At 32.0% G+C, this 14,174-nt stretch carries 14 protein-coding genes; 2 read left to right on the plus strand and 12 right to left on the minus strand.

All coding sequences use genetic code 11. From position 1 onward, the window contains the following. Window positions 1-314: T9SS type B sorting domain-containing protein (locus ABWP78_RS06355; protein WP_353169942.1), on the plus strand; the 314-nt coding region annotated here is incomplete at its 5' end. A 67-nt stretch (window positions 315-381) separates the two neighbouring features. Here the strand turns inward: ABWP78_RS06355 and ABWP78_RS06360 are convergent. The 5 genes from ABWP78_RS06360 to ABWP78_RS06380 are packed head-to-tail and all read right to left on the minus strand — an operon-like array spanning window position 382 to window position 5,881. Beyond that, window positions 382-1,017 carry an alpha/beta hydrolase gene (locus ABWP78_RS06360; RefSeq protein ID WP_353169943.1) on the minus strand — a complete coding sequence of 212 codons (636 nt, stop codon included), beginning with the start codon at window positions 1,015-1,017 and terminating at the stop codon, window positions 382-384. Window positions 1,018-1,020: 3 nt separating this feature from the next. Next, the gene (locus ABWP78_RS06365) at window positions 1,021-1,332 is read right to left on the minus strand and encodes a hypothetical protein (RefSeq protein ID WP_353169944.1); all 312 of its coding nucleotides are present in this window, start codon (window positions 1,330-1,332) and stop codon (window positions 1,021-1,023) included. Further along, window positions 1,325-2,581: a dihydroorotase gene (locus ABWP78_RS06370; protein ID WP_353169945.1), complete on the minus strand. Its 1,257-nt coding sequence runs from the start codon at window positions 2,579-2,581 to the stop codon at window positions 1,325-1,327. Before ABWP78_RS06370 ends, ABWP78_RS06365 begins: the two co-directional genes overlap by 8 nt. Further along, window positions 2,578-4,506, minus strand: coding sequence for a vWA domain-containing protein (locus tag ABWP78_RS06375; protein ID WP_353169946.1), 1,929 nt, complete (start codon window positions 4,504-4,506; stop codon window positions 2,578-2,580). Before ABWP78_RS06375 ends, ABWP78_RS06370 begins: the two co-directional genes overlap by 4 nt. 31 nt (window positions 4,507-4,537) lie before the next feature. Further along, entirely contained in the window at window positions 4,538-5,881 is a 1,344-nt protein-coding gene (locus ABWP78_RS06380) for a DEAD/DEAH box helicase (protein WP_353169947.1), read from the minus strand. A 241-nt stretch (window positions 5,882-6,122) separates the two neighbouring features. On the opposite strand from ABWP78_RS06380, the gene mnmC2 reads away from it, so the two are divergent. Then, a complete protein-coding gene (gene mnmC2, locus ABWP78_RS06385) occupies window positions 6,123-6,797 on the plus strand; it encodes a tRNA (5-methylaminomethyl-2-thiouridine)(34)-methyltransferase MnmC2 (protein ID WP_353169948.1) in 675 nt (224 codons plus the stop codon). Here mnmC2 and ABWP78_RS06390 read toward each other — a convergent pair. From ABWP78_RS06390 to uvrA, 7 genes are all read right to left on the minus strand, one after another. Beyond that, window positions 6,794-7,198, minus strand: coding sequence for a type II toxin-antitoxin system VapC family toxin (locus ABWP78_RS06390; RefSeq protein ID WP_353169949.1), 405 nt, complete (start codon window positions 7,196-7,198; stop codon window positions 6,794-6,796). The two genes, mnmC2 and ABWP78_RS06390, sit on opposite strands and share 4 nt — an antisense overlap. After that, window positions 7,198-7,437, minus strand: coding sequence for a hypothetical protein (locus ABWP78_RS06395; protein WP_353169950.1), 240 nt, complete (start codon window positions 7,435-7,437; stop codon window positions 7,198-7,200). The genes ABWP78_RS06390 and ABWP78_RS06395 overlap by 1 nt, the downstream gene beginning before the upstream one ends. Before the next feature lie 129 nt (window positions 7,438-7,566). Further along, window positions 7,567-8,298, minus strand: coding sequence for a hypothetical protein (locus tag ABWP78_RS06400; protein ID WP_353169951.1), 732 nt, complete (start codon window positions 8,296-8,298; stop codon window positions 7,567-7,569). 384 nt (window positions 8,299-8,682) lie between these two features. Then, window positions 8,683-10,671 (minus strand): excinuclease ABC subunit UvrB, encoded by a 1,989-nt coding sequence (uvrB, locus tag ABWP78_RS06405; protein WP_353169952.1) that lies wholly within the window; start codon window positions 10,669-10,671, stop codon window positions 8,683-8,685. A 1-nt stretch (window position 10,672) separates the two neighbouring features. Continuing rightward, the gene (locus ABWP78_RS06410; RefSeq protein WP_353169953.1) at window positions 10,673-10,975 is read right to left on the minus strand and encodes a type II toxin-antitoxin system RelE/ParE family toxin; all 303 of its coding nucleotides are present in this window, start codon (window positions 10,973-10,975) and stop codon (window positions 10,673-10,675) included. Next, on the minus strand, window positions 10,960-11,187 hold the full coding sequence (locus tag ABWP78_RS06415) for a hypothetical protein (protein ID WP_353149744.1): 228 nt from the start codon (window positions 11,185-11,187) through the stop codon (window positions 10,960-10,962). The genes ABWP78_RS06410 and ABWP78_RS06415 overlap by 16 nt, the downstream gene beginning before the upstream one ends. A gap of 21 nt (window positions 11,188-11,208) precedes the next feature. Next, on the minus strand, window positions 11,209-14,019 hold the full coding sequence (uvrA, locus tag ABWP78_RS06420; RefSeq protein ID WP_353169954.1) for an excinuclease ABC subunit UvrA: 2,811 nt from the start codon (window positions 14,017-14,019) through the stop codon (window positions 11,209-11,211). Between the last annotated feature and the right edge of the window lie 155 nt (window positions 14,020-14,174).

The following is a 14,174-nucleotide window of genomic DNA, read 5'->3' on the forward strand; positions in this document are numbered from 1 at the left end:
AAGATACAGAAGGTTGTACGAACCTAACTATAGAAGTATTAGTAATTGATTATCCGAAATATTTTACACCAAATGGAGATGGAATTCATGATACGTGGAACATCGTAGGATTGGATCAACCGGATGCTAAGATTTATATATATGATAGATATGGTAAGTTGTTAAAACAAATTACACCAATAGCTACTAGTCAAGGTTGGGATGGTACTTATATTGGTTCTGTACTACCATCAACAGACTATTGGTTTACCATAGAATATAAGGAAAAAGACCAACAAAAACTATTTAAAGCCCACTTCGCTTTAAAAAGATAAGAAGTTAAGTATATACAAAAATGGCTCCGAATTCGGAGCCGTTTTTGTATAATATTTAAAGTCTATTTTAGTCTAACCAATTTTTAAAATCCCAAAAGTTTTGTGGTGCTACGCCATGTCCTACGGGATATTCTTTATACATAATACGCAAACCTAATTTTTCTAAATATGGTGCTGTTTTTCTTGCCCATTCTACAGGAATTACTTGGTCTTGTGTGCCGTGAGAAACAAAAAATTTAATGTGATTGATTTGATTTACATCATAATTTTCTGGTAAAATTTGTTCATTTAAATAACCGCTTAAAGCCACAACTTTATTAATTTTTTCTGGAAAAGTAAATGCCATTCCATAACTTAAAATTGCACCTTGACTAAATCCTATTAATGAAATATTCGATTTATCTAAAGGTAATTTTTCTGAAATTTCATCAATAAAATTTGCGATTAGTTGTAAAGATTCTTTGGCTTGTTCGTTATTTGAAAACTTATTTTCATCGGCATCAAAAGTAATTTCATACCAAGCATAACCATAAGGTTGTAAATTGTATGGCGCACGAATTGATATCACATACACATCTTCAGGTAATTGTGGTGCAAAAGAAAACAAATCTTCTTCATTACTTCCATAGCCGTGTATTAAAAGTAACGCTCCGTTTTTTTCTTTTATTTCTTTTGGCGCTTTTACCAAATAGTCTAAACTCATAAATTATAAATTTTTAAACCATTTTTGTGCGTATTCACCAAGTAATGGAATATTTTTTTGTTGATTATTGTAAGCATAGAAAATCCCGATACATTTTAAAAAGATAGATATCGACCAAATTATTGTTCTAAATAATGAGTTGTCTAAACCTAAATTAAAAAAGTTTAAACTCAAAATAATTATAGATATTAGGAAAGCTTGTCGAAAGTGAAAATTGATAAATTCATTTTTTTCTTCACTGTTTATTGCTTTACTAAAGATTATGCCAATAACTCCGAAATAAGAAACTATGGCACCAAATTTAATTTTATTCATTCAACAAAATATTACTGTTGTTAATAATCCCGTACACTTTTCCTTTCATTTTCTTACCTAACATAATTGAGTTCTTTGAAAAAGAAAGTATATTTTCTTTACTGAAAACCCATTCTTCATTAGGGTTAAATAAAGTAAGTTCGGCTTTATTTCCTTCTGCAATGGTATTGTTTTCTATGTTGAAATATGATTTCGCATCAGTAAATTTGGCTACAATAACTTCCGTTGGTAAAACCGTTTGTAAGGCACCAAATGCACTTTCTAAACCTATCGAACCATAGTCGGCTAAATCGTATTCTAATTGCTTCTGTTCTATGTTTACAGGGCAATGGTCTGATGTGAAGACTGAAATCACATTGTTTAAAACTCCTTCAATTAAAGCTTTTCTGTCGGTTTCTGTTCGAAGTGGCGGATAAATTTTAGTATTCGAATTAAAATCTACCAATTCTTCATCTGTTAACACTAAATTATTTACCGAAACCCCACACGTAATTTCTAATCCTTGTGCTTGCGCGTTTGCAATTAATTCAACAGATTTTTTAGTTGTAATGGAAGGAATGTGCAATTTTCCTTTTGTATAAGCAAGTAACGCAATATTTCTTTCGATTTCAATTTCTTCCGCCATTGCTGGAATTCCTTTCAATCCTAATTTTGTTGAAACTTCTCCTTCATTCACAAACCCTTTTCCTTTAAGGTCTTTATTCATAGGTTGTACAAACAAAATTCCGTTAAAATTATCGACATATTGAAACGCTATTTTTAATAAATTCGCATTCGTCATAGATTTTTTATAATCTCCAAAAGCAACCACACCCGCATTTTTCATATCAAAAAGCTCGGCTAAGTCAGTTCCTTCGCTGTTTTTGGTTAAACAACCTACTATATGAAGGTTGGTGATGCTATTTTGTGCTTTACTTTTTATAAATTGAATTACCGCTTGGTTGTCAATCGCTGGATTCGTATTGGAATGTAAGAAAACAGAAGTAAAACCACTTTTCGCAGCCACTTTTAAACCGTTTTCAATGGTTTCTGTTGTTTCAAAACCTGGTTCTCCAAAAACTACCGAAGTATCTAACCAACCTTGAGAAATATGTAAGTTCTCTTTTTCAATGACTTCAAAACCTTCTTTTTTGGTTAGATTCTTTCCAATTTTAGAAATAATCCCATCTGTAATTTCAATATCAACTTGTTGCTTATGAAATGGGTTTTGACTTTCAAGTAGTGTCGCGTTTTTTAGTAAAAGATTCATTTTACAAATTTTTGGATTAGTAATTCAATTAGTAAAAGTAATAATGTGGTAAAGATAAAATATTTCCAAACTTCATTGCTTGTTCTGGATGAATGAATGTCAGAATAAAACGTAGATACAGCATTTACTTCTGTACACGAATCAAAATAATCTGAATTTATTTGTGATAAATCGCTTTCATTTCTTGGATAATTGAAACTGATAGCTTTAAGCGATTCTATATCTTTTAAAACTTCGTAATTTCCTGATTTTTCTGGATAATTTCCGAAAGTAAGTTTGATTTTATTATTCAAAATTTGTTGCATCGGAATAAAACTATTTTCTGTATTGGTAACACTTAAAACATTATCTTTTGTAATAGTTTCGTTAATTATGGTGTAATTATTTTCTCCAATTATAAATGCATTTAAACCAGTTTTGTTATTATTCTGTCCCATATTATAAAAGGTAGGTACAATTAATGGCGAATTTTGAAAGTTCGAATTTTCCTTGTTTATTGAAGTAGAAAAGAAGTATAAATTTCCAAGTTTATTTGTGACATTCCCTAAGAAAACACTCTTATCTTCATATTGTAATACGGGCAAATTACTACCGTTTATGGTAAATGATGCATTCGTTTTTGGATATTGGAAATTGCTAATTTTCTTCTCAAATACATTGGCATATATCGGATGATTGAAACTAATTTGTGTAATTTGTTTTTCTTTTTGTGTTTTTTCTGAAAATGAAATTGGACTAAAATTACTCAAAAAAGCGTTGTAACTCGAAACATCGCTTGTAACATCAGGTATAAAAATTATGGTTCCGCCTTTGCTATAATAATTTTTTAAAGTAACAGATAAAGCGCTTGAAATAGTTGGTATTTCATTTAAAACCAAAGCATCGGCATTTTCAATAGCATTGTAATTTAAGGTTTTCCAATCTGTTGATGTGTAGTTAAATTCTTCAGCTGTGAATATTCTGGATAAAAAGTTGTTTTTTTCTGGAGTACCTACGGCAATTACATTCGATTTTTGTGGTTTCGAAATACTAAAATAAAACGTATTGTCATATGTTAAGCTATTATCTTCAATTTTAACATAGCCATGAAAATCTGTTTTCGGAATGGTAAATAAAATTTCTTTTTGAGGTTTTTCTTTCGAAATCAATGCTTTACCTACTAATTTTTTTCCATTATACATAGAAATCGGCACATCATTTTCAACCTCTCCGTAAGTAGAAATACTAATTTTCAACTCGTAAAATTGATCTAAAACCTGACTAATTTGTACGTTTTTAATTGCAGAATTATAGGTTTCGTTTGCTTTTACGGTTTGATAATACAGCGATGAAGTTTCGCTTAAATTGGTTTTTAATTCTTCTTTTAAACCAACAGCGTCAGAAATAAATAAAATATCTTTCGGAATGCCTGGTTTTTTGGCTTCAATTCTGGTGATAATTGCGGCAGGATTAAATGGAGTAGACGAGTAGTTTAAATTTTGTAATTCTTTTTGAATGTTTCTAATATTCGTATCGTAAAAATTTTCATCGTTGGTAAGTACCGATAATTGTTGGTCTTCTGGCGTGTTTTCTAATACATCCTGAATGGTTCTTTTTAATAATTCACCGTTATTCCCTTTGGCTTGCATCGAAAAGGAATTATCGATTACCAAAATCAGTTCGTTATTTTTTTTATCAAAATCTTTTGCTTTGAAGAAAGGTTGCGCGAAGGCAAAAATTAAAGCGGTTAAAAGTAATAAACGAGTGACTAATAATAGCCATTTCTTAATTGTAGCACTTTTTCGTGTTTGAATTTGAAGTTCTTTCAGCAATTTAACATTCGTGAATTCTTGTTTTTTAAATCGTCTCAATTGAAAAAGATGTACCAAAATTGGTATAATCAATAGAAATAAAAAATATAGAATTTCTGGGTTTTTAAATTGCATTTTTATTAAAGTTTTTCAAAAATACTAAAAATTACTTTTTCTTTTTCTTTTCGTCTCGTTTTCTTTCAATTCCACGGTTTCTGGAAGCGGTTTTTCTTGGCGTTCTTTTTCCTGGACCTCCTAAATTGACTTTGCTATTTTTTTCTGATTTTTTCTCAAAAGCATCACCTCCTGTTTTCTTAACACGTTTCAAAAGGGTTTTTACTTTCTTTTGATCTTTTTCGAATTCTAAGCGTTGTTGTTCTATTTTTACATTTGCAGGAATCTCGTGAATTTTAATTTCCGTTTGCATTAGCATTTCCACTTCCAGTTGAAATTCGTCTTCTTTCGGACCAATAAAACTGATAGCTATACCATCTTTATCGGCACGACCCGTACGACCAATTCTATGCATATATTGTTCTGGGATTTCAGGAAATTGCATATTTATTACGTGTGTAATATCTGTAATATCCAATCCACGCGCCATAATATCAGTGGTTACTAAACCTCTAATTTCACCCGTTTGAAAATTTTCCATCATATTTAAACGGTAATTTTGCGTTTTATTGGAGTGCACCGTTCCAAACTGACCTGGGAAATCTTCTTCTAAATGTTCTAATAGGAAATCGGCCATTCTTTTACTGTTTACAAACAATAAAATTCGGCTGTATGATTCGTCTTGCAATAAATGTTTAAGTAAATTGACTTTCGTTAAAAAGTTCGGTACCACATAAGCACGTTGTTCGATTTGCTCTAATGGAGTACCACTTGGCGCTAACGAAACTTCTTCTGGAAATTCAAAAAATTCGTCTAACAAATCGTCTACTTCTTCTGTCATAGTTGCCGAAAACAAAATATTTTGTCTTTTCGAACGCATCATTGATAATATAGAAGTCAATTGTACTCGAAATCCTAAATTTAAAATTTCATCAAATTCATCAATGACTAATTTTTGTAAATCGTCAAAACGCAAGACATTATCCAAAGCCAAATCCATAATTCTACCTGGTGTTCCCACCACAATATCAATTCCAGAATAAATGTCTTTTTTTTGTGTATTGATGTTCACGCCACCATAAACGGCAAGTGAACGCACACTCATATATTTGGTTAATTTTTCAATTTCTTCGTGCACTTGCACTACTAATTCTCGAGTAGGGACTAAAATAAGCACTCTCGGTATATCGGTAGGTACAAAACGCCATTGCTTTAAAATAGGTAACAAATAGGCAAAGGTTTTACCCGTTCCGGTTTGTGCAATTCCCATCACATCTCTACCCGACATAACAATTGGAAAGGCTTTTGATTGGATAGGAGTGGGAGTTGTGAAACCTAAATCGTCTATAGCTTTTTGTAGCGAAATTGGAAGATTAAGTTGTTCGAATGTAACCATTTGTATGAAAATTTAGGCAAAGATAGTGATTGAGAGTTCGTGAAGCAATCTTTTAGATGGTTAGTTGGTTTTTGATAGGAACACGGATTTGACAGATGTAACGGATTTTTTTAATTTTAAAAAGTTTGCTATTGATTTTTGACATTGTCATTGCTATTGCTATTGATTTTTGCCATTGCCATTGCTATTGATTTTTGCCATTGCCATTGATTTCTTTTACCTTTGTCCTTTCACCTTTATTATGAAACACGAAATTATCATTACGAAAGACGGTTCTACGTCAATTTATATTCCAGAATGGGATGAAACGTATCATTCTAAATTTGGTGCGATACAAGAAGCAAAACACGTATTTATAAAAAACGGATTGGCACTTTTTGAGTACGTTTTGGAAATTTCGATTTTAGAAATTGGTTTTGGTACCGGATTAAATGCTTTAATTACGATGTTTGAAGCTGAACACCGACAAATAAAAGTGAATTATGTAGCCGTGGAAGCCTATCCGGTGGCTTTTGAAGATATTGTACAGCTCAATTATGCTACGCAATTGGAAGTACCCAACCGACAAGCGGATTTTGAACATTTACATACGTTGCCTTGGGAAGAAACTATTGAAGTAACACCTTATTTTACCCTAACCAAGCGCAAACAATTTTTTAATGACATTATCGATGAAAATACGTTTGATTTAATTTATTTTGATGCTTTTGGCTATAACGTGCAACCCGAGTTATGGAATGAAGTTATTTTTGAAAAAATGTATCATGCCCTAAAATGCAAAGGCATATTAACCACGTATGCGTGCCGTACCACGATTAAAAACGCTATGCAACACGCTGGTTTTGAAACCAAAAAATTACCAGGCGCACCCGGAAAAAGAGAAATGTTACGTGCGTTGAAAAATGAAATTTATTAGGTACGAGTTACCCAGTTTTCTAAAGCAAGATTTTCAAAGTTTTTAAAATCTTTAGTGTTTTCTGTTACTAAAGTAAGTTGATTTACAAGTGCTGTTACTCCAATTAGTAAATCAAATTCGTCATTTTGCGGTTTTCCAATTTTATTTAAACGGACTTTTTCTTCTGCATATTTTTTAATTGAACCATATATTGGAATAATTACAATACCCTTTAAAAAAATATCTACCGCTTTATGTGATTTTATTTTGTCAGAACTGTTTTCAGCACCAAATCTGAGTTCTAAGACTGTTATTTCAGAAATATAACAATTTTCTAAACCTTTGTTTTTAATGATAGTATCAATTTCAAATTTTCCGCGAAGAAAATGAATGCAGATATTTGTATCAAGTAAATATTTCATCAGAATTTAATTTCTTTTGTTCTGAATTTTCTATTTTTTTTGATTTCTACATTTATTTCATCAGAAGATTTCTCAGTAGAAAAGGCTCCAAATGATTTAAAAAATGCGTTTTCTTTACTTTTAGTATCTGCTTTTATCGATTTTGTAAGCTTTTCAATAAGTTCAAGTTTACTAATTGAATTTAAACTTTCGAATAAACCAAAATAATTTTCTATAATATTTTTATCAGTAAATGTCATTTTTTACAAATTTATAATTCAAATATATAAAATATTTTTTGTTTTACAAGAATTGATTAGTTGCGTGCGTTGAAAAATGGGTAAAAGTTTTAGTTACCACGTGAAAGGATTCGCGCGGTAGCGGTGCTATTATTTAACTGTTTTTATTTTTAGGAAGATTCCTTTTTTCGAAAATTCTATGGCAAATGTTTTGTTTTTAGGTTTTAAATGACAAGTTCTACCGTCAATAAATTCTTTTGTTATTGGATCTAAAGTTATTTGTTCTACAATTATTTTTTCTATTGTTCCATTTTCGGTTTGTTGCAGATAGACTTCTCCTTTTTTTAATTTTAATTCATCAAGATGGATTCCGTCCATACTTTCAACATCATCTAAATTATAAAAGAATAAGCTGTCTTTTGTTTCGGTAAATTTTTCAAAAACGTATCTTTCTAATCCACCTTCTTTTTCCGAATATCCGCGATATTGATATATTATACTTTCAATATTTATATTATTCGACTGATATTTATCAATCTTCATTGGTTTAAAAATTGGTAATGTTTTATAATAGTTCTCTTCACAAGAATTATAACATTCACTTGTAATCCCTTGTATTTTTATTTTATTTGGAATTTCAGAAAGTTTATTAAAAGATAAATTGTTTTTAAGGTTGATTTTAAAAGTTTCTGTAGAGTCTAAGATTATAAAACCGTTAGCATTTGAATCTCTTCCTCCCCAAGCATTATATTTATAAAGTATTTTTGATGTTCCTTCAATTTTTTGTGCGTATAATTCTGAAATATCCCATTCTCCAGGTCCACAACTATAAAAACTAAAAGAGATAATTAAAAACCTAAAAAAAAATATTTGTTTTTTCATTTGTATACGTGTGTTTTTTTGAAGAATTAACCACAACTTATTTATTTGTAAGACTTACATCAATTTTATTTTTCAAATATAATAAATAATCCTCAATATTCTATTTGGAAATTTTACTACAAAATATGTGTGATTATTCAATGTTGCGACAGATAGTGTATAACGTAAAATTTCACGTTCCAAACGTAAAAAATTGGGTTGTGTAACGTAAAATTTCACGTTCCGAACGTAAAAATTGGGGTTGTATAACGTGAATTTTCAAGTCTAGAACCTAAAAAATGGGGTTGTATAACGTGAAATTTTAGGTGTTAGACGTAAAAATTGAGGTTATTAGTTATTTAGATACCGAAATGAATTCGGTATGACAATAATAACTATAGAATTCTATAGTTTTTCTTGTAGCGCTTTTATTTCATCTCTAAACTTGGCGGCTTGCATAAAGTCTAATTCTTTAGCGGCTTTTTCCATAAGTTTTCGTTTGTCCCTAATTTTTTGTTCAATTTCGGGTTTGCTTAGGTACTCGCTTTCGGGTTCGGCGGCTTTATACGCTTGGTTTTCATAGTATTGTGTAGAAACAGAATTGGCGCTAAAGGCATTACCCAAACTCTTGTTTAACGATTGTGGCGTTTTGCCGTGTAAGGTATTGTAAGCCGTTTGTTTTTCGCGGCGGTAAATGGTTTCGTCAATAGTGTGTTGCATACTTGCCGTTATTTTGTCGGCATACATAATGGCTTTCCCGTTAATGTTTCTGGCGGCTCGTCCAACGGTTTGCGTTAACGAACGTTTGCTTCGTAAAAAACCTTCTTTATCCGCATCTAAAATTGCCACCAGCGATACTTCGGGTAAATCCAAACCTTCACGTAATAAGTTGACGCCAATTAATACATCAAAAACACCTTTTCGTAAGTCTTGCATAATTTCCACACGTTCCAATGTATCTACATCCGAATGAATGTAACGGCATCGTATCGAAACTTTGGTAAGGTATTTAGCCAATTCTTCTGCCATTCGTTTGGTTAACGTCGTAACTAAAACACGCTCGTCGGCTTCGCAACGCAGTTGAATTTCTTCAATTAAATCGTCTATTTGATTCGCACTTGGACGAATTTCTATAATAGGGTCTAACAATCCTGTTGGGCGAATAATTTGCTCTACATAAACGCCTTCCGATTTTTGCATTTCATAGTCGGCAGGCGTAGCAGAAACATACAACACCTGATTTTGTAGGGCTTCAAACTCTTCAAATTTTAAAGGACGGTTGTCCATTGCGGCAGGCAAACGAAATCCGTATTCTACCAAGTTTTCTTTTCGGCTTCTATCGCCACCATACATAGCGTGTACTTGCGATATGGTGACGTGACTTTCATCAATAACCATCAAATAATCGTCTGGAAAATAGTCTAATAAACAGAAAGGACGCGTTCCCGGTTCTCGACCATCAAGGTAACGCGAATAGTTTTCAATTCCAGAACAATAGCCCAATTCGCGAATCATTTCTAAATCGAAATTGGTGCGTTCTTCTATGCGTTTGGCTTCTAAATGTTTGCCGATTTCTCGAAAATATTCGACTTGTTTTACCATATCTTGTTGGATTTCCCAAATGGCTTTTTGTAAAACATCTGGAGAAGTCACAAACATATTAGCAGGATAAATGCTTAACGAGTCGTATTTTTCTAATACCTGAGACGTTCGGGCATCAAACGCTTCAATTTCTTCAATTTCATCACCAAAAAAGTGAATTCGAAACGGTTCATCGCCATAACTTGGAAATACTTCTACGGTATCGCCTTTGATACGAAAGGTTCCAGGCGTAAATTCCATTTCAGTACGAGCGTATAAACTTTGCACCAATTGATGCAATAATTTGGTTCGTGAAATGGCTTGTCCGCTTTTTAAAGAAATGACATTTTTCTGAAATTCAACAGGATTTCCAATTCCATACAAACAAGAAACCGATGAAATTACAATGATATCTCTCCGACCAGAAAGTAGGGCAGAGGTAGTGCTTAAACGAAGTTTTTCGAGTTCTTCGTTAATAGATAAATCTTTTTCAATGTAGGTTCCCGTTACCGGAATAAAGGCTTCGGGTTGGTAATAATCGTAATACGACACAAAATACTGCACCGAATTGTTAGGAAAAAATTGTTTAAATTCCGAATACAGTTGTGCCGCTAAAGTTTTGTTGTGCGCTAAAACTAAAGTAGGTTTTTGCACTTCTTGAACCACATTAGCTACCGTAAATGTTTTTCCTGAACCCGTAACCCCTAATAAGGTTTGGTATTTTTCGCCATTGATGATGCCTTTAGCTAATTTTTCAATTGCTTGAGGCTGGTCGCCAGTGGGAACGTAATCGGATACTACTTGGAATTTCATTTTAGATTTTTTTAGGATTTCGTTTTGTATGTCTTATCCTAATTATGTATATTTCGTTTGGTGTAACTTTATATGAAATTCTATAATTATAAATTTCATAGGCTCTAAAATTTCCAGAATTAGATTTTTTCATTTCATCTAACTCATAAATTTCCCAATTTGATTTTAGAATTGTTACAGATTCATATATGGTAGTGACAACTTTGTTTGAAGTAGTTTTGCTTTTTGTTTTTTTTATTAAATAGAAATAAATAGTCTCTAATTGTTCTAAAGCAGTTTTAGTCCAAATCATTTCTTTTTCCATTCGTCAATTTTAGCTTTTACCTCATTATGAGAAACGGTATAACCTTTTTCAATATCTTCTTCCGCCATTAAAATCTCCGAATTATAATCGTCATAAAGATTCTCTTTTTTAATTTTTGATTCAACTATAGTTCTCAAAGCATTTAAAAAAGATTTGTCTTCAATTTGATTTATTTCTTCAATTAATATGTTTTTTAATTCTAACGTGTTCATACTTTTGAAATTTTATCGAAATTACAATTTTTCTGCTAGATATTTTCCTGTCAAGGATTTTTTATTTATTGCGATGTCTTCCGGTGTGCCAAAAGCGACCAATTGTCCACCATTCTCACCACCTTCAGGACCGATGTCGATAATGTAATCGGCGCATTTTATAAGTTCTAAATTGTGTTCAATTACGATTATGGAATGTCCTTTATCGATTAAAGCTTCAAATGATTTTAATAACTTTTTGATGTCGTGAAAATGCAAACCAGTAGTAGGTTCATCAAATACGAACAGCATTTTTTCTTTTGTAGCACCTTTCACTAAAAACGAAGCTAATTTTATACGTTGTGCTTCACCACCAGAAAGCGTAGAAGAAGATTGTCCTAATTGCACATATCCTAAACCTACATCTTTTAATGGTTGTAATTTCTGAGTAATTTTATTCTGATTATGTGTTTCAAAAAATGAAACGGCTTCATCAATGGTCATTTTTAGTAAATCGTCGATGTTTTTGCCTTCGAAATTCACTTCTAACACTTCTTTTTTGAAGCGTTTTCCGTTACAGGTTTCGCATTCTAAATGCACATCGGCCATAAATTGCATTTCAATGGTTACTTCGCCATCGCCTTTGCATGTTTCGCATCTTCCACCATCTACATTAAATGAAAAATGTTTGGCTTGGTAATTTCTTAATTTTGAAGTGGATTGTTTGGCATATAATTCTCTAATGTCATCGTACGCTTTGATATACGTTACTGGATTGGAACGCGAACTTCTTCCAATAGGATTTTGATCTACATATTCAATGTTTTTAAGGTGCGAATAACTGCCTTCTAAACTTGTAAATTGACCAGCTTTTTCTCCAATTCCCGTTAGTTTTTTCTGTAAAGCGGGAAACAATATCTTTTTTACTAACGTACTTTTTCCGCTACCAGAAACTCCAGTAATTACCGTTAAGCAATCCAAAGGAAAAGTGACATCAATATTTTTTAAGTTGTTTTCTCTGGCGCCAATAATATCTATATGATTTTTGAATTTTTTTCGGACTTTAGGGACTTCAATTTTTTCTTTTCCGTTTAAATATCTCGACGTTAAAGAATCTGATTTTAAAATTTCTTCATACGTGCCTTGTGCGACTAAATTACCACCCAAAGTTCCAGCTTCAGGGCCAATATCAATAATCATATCGGCAGCTTTCATGATGTCTTCGTCGTGCTCTACAATAATAACAGTATTGCCTAATTTTTTTAAGTTCAGTAATACCTCAATCAATTTTTCGGTGTCTTTTGGATGTAAACCAATACTTGGCTCATCTAAAATATACATAGAACCCACTAACGAGCTTCCTAAAGAAGTAGCTAAATTAATTCGTTGCGATTCGCCACCAGAAAGAGATGCCGATTTTCTGTTTAAACTTAAATAGTTTAAACCTACGTTGTCTAAAAATGCTAAACGGTTTTTTATTTCTATAAGTAATCGTTTCGCAACTTTTTCATCATATTCCGATAATTCAATCGTATTAAAAAATGGAATTAATTTAATAATTGGCAAATCTACCAAGTCAGAAATGGTTTTTTCCGCTACTTTAATATTGTTAGTTTCCGAACGTAATCGTTTGCCGTTACAAGCGTGGCATTTTGTTTTACCTCTGTAACGCGAAAGCATCACACGATTTTGAATTTTATAATTATTAGCTTCCAAATCGGCAAAAAAATCATTTAATCCTGTGAAATACTTATTTCCCTTCCAAACAAGTGCTTTGTGCTCGTCTGATAATTCAAAATAAGGCTTATGGATAGGAAAATCAAAATGATGTGAATTATTTACCAATTGATCTCGGTACCAACCCATACTTTCACCTCTCCAAGGAAAAATGGCATTTTCATATATAGAAAGTGCGGTGTTTGGTACAACAAGTTCTTCGTCAATACCAATCACACTTCCGTAGCCTTCACAAGTAGGACAAGCACCATACGGATTATTAAAACTAAATAAATGAACATTTGGTTCTAAAAAATCCAAGCCGTCTAATTGAAAATTTGAATTAAAAACGATGCGATTTGATTTTTCAGGTTCTTGTAAATACAACTCGCCTTTTCCCTCATAAAAAGCAATTTGTATGGCATCGGCAATTCGGTTTAAAAATTCTTCATCTGATTGCACTACGATTCTGTCAATAACTAATAAAATTTCTTTGTTAACCATCGTAGATTCATCAATCATTTCTAAAGTTGCAACGAAATCGTCTAATCGTACCGTTTTATTGTCTATCAATATTCTGGCAAAACCTTGTTGTAATAAGACCTTTAGTTTGTCATGTAATTTTCTGCCTTCTTCTAAATGAATTTTAGCTAGCAATAACCATTTCGAATCGATATCTAACGATTGTATGTATTTTACTACATCAGAAACGGTATGTTTTTTTACTTCTTCACCTGAAATTGGTGAATACGTTCTTCCAATTCTGGCAAATAGTAATTTTAAGTAATCGTATATTTCTGTGGAAGTACCAACCGTTGAACGCGCGTTTGTGGTATTTACTTTTTGTTCAATTGCAATGGCAGGCGCAATGCCTTTAATGTATTCTACTTTCGGTTTGTCTAATTTTCCCAAGAATTGACGGGCATAGGAAGATAAACTTTCAACATAACGTCTTTGTCCTTCTGCATATAGCGTGTCAAAGGCTAAACTCGATTTTCCAGATCCAGAAAGTCCAGTAATCACAACCATTTGATTTCTTGGAATGGCGACATCAATATTTTTTAAATTGTGCAATTGTGCCCCTTTTATCAAGATAAATTTTTTGGGTTCTAAAGAAGAAAAATCGGATTGCATCATTGTGTTTTTTATGAGAATGGCAAAGATAATTAATTATAATGCTAAAAGTATCAATTCTTCTTTCAGATGATTAAAAATTCCTAAATACAACCTCTGAAATCGTTGTAGTTGGAATTTTTATTTAGATTTTCGACTATACATTAACTATACAAAAA

The organism is Flavobacterium sp., assembly GCF_040402955.1.
Taxonomy (GTDB): Bacteria; Bacteroidota; Bacteroidia; order Flavobacteriales; family Flavobacteriaceae; genus Flavobacterium.

Excerpts from the sequence above, each read along its gene's own strand:
- ABWP78_RS06360 (WP_353169943.1), bottom strand. The coding sequence starts at position 1,017 with ATGAGTTTAGACTATTTGGTAAAAGCGCCAAAAGAAATAAAAGAAAAA.
- ABWP78_RS06365 (WP_353169944.1), bottom strand. The coding sequence starts at position 1,332 with ATGAATAAAATTAAATTTGGTGCCATAGTTTCTTATTTCGGAGTTATT.
- ABWP78_RS06370 (WP_353169945.1), bottom strand. The coding sequence starts at position 2,581 with ATGAATCTTTTACTAAAAAACGCGACACTACTTGAAAGTCAAAACCCA.
- ABWP78_RS06375 (WP_353169946.1), bottom strand. The coding sequence starts at position 4,506 with ATGCAATTTAAAAACCCAGAAATTCTATATTTTTTATTTCTATTGATT.
- ABWP78_RS06380 (WP_353169947.1), bottom strand. The coding sequence starts at position 5,881 with ATGGTTACATTCGAACAACTTAATCTTCCAATTTCGCTACAAAAAGCT.
- mnmC2 (WP_353169948.1), top strand. The coding sequence starts at position 6,123 with ATGAAACACGAAATTATCATTACGAAAGACGGTTCTACGTCAATTTAT.
- ABWP78_RS06390 (WP_353169949.1), bottom strand. The coding sequence starts at position 7,198 with ATGAAATATTTACTTGATACAAATATCTGCATTCATTTTCTTCGCGGA.
- ABWP78_RS06395 (WP_353169950.1), bottom strand. The coding sequence starts at position 7,437 with ATGACATTTACTGATAAAAATATTATAGAAAATTATTTTGGTTTATTC.
- ABWP78_RS06400 (WP_353169951.1), bottom strand. The coding sequence starts at position 8,298 with ATGAAAAAACAAATATTTTTTTTTAGGTTTTTAATTATCTCTTTTAGT.
- uvrB (WP_353169952.1), bottom strand. The coding sequence starts at position 10,671 with ATGAAATTCCAAGTAGTATCCGATTACGTTCCCACTGGCGACCAGCCT.
- ABWP78_RS06410 (WP_353169953.1), bottom strand. The coding sequence starts at position 10,975 with ATGGAAAAAGAAATGATTTGGACTAAAACTGCTTTAGAACAATTAGAG.
- ABWP78_RS06415 (WP_353149744.1), bottom strand. The coding sequence starts at position 11,187 with ATGAACACGTTAGAATTAAAAAACATATTAATTGAAGAAATAAATCAA.
- uvrA (WP_353169954.1), bottom strand. The coding sequence starts at position 14,019 with ATGATGCAATCCGATTTTTCTTCTTTAGAACCCAAAAAATTTATCTTG.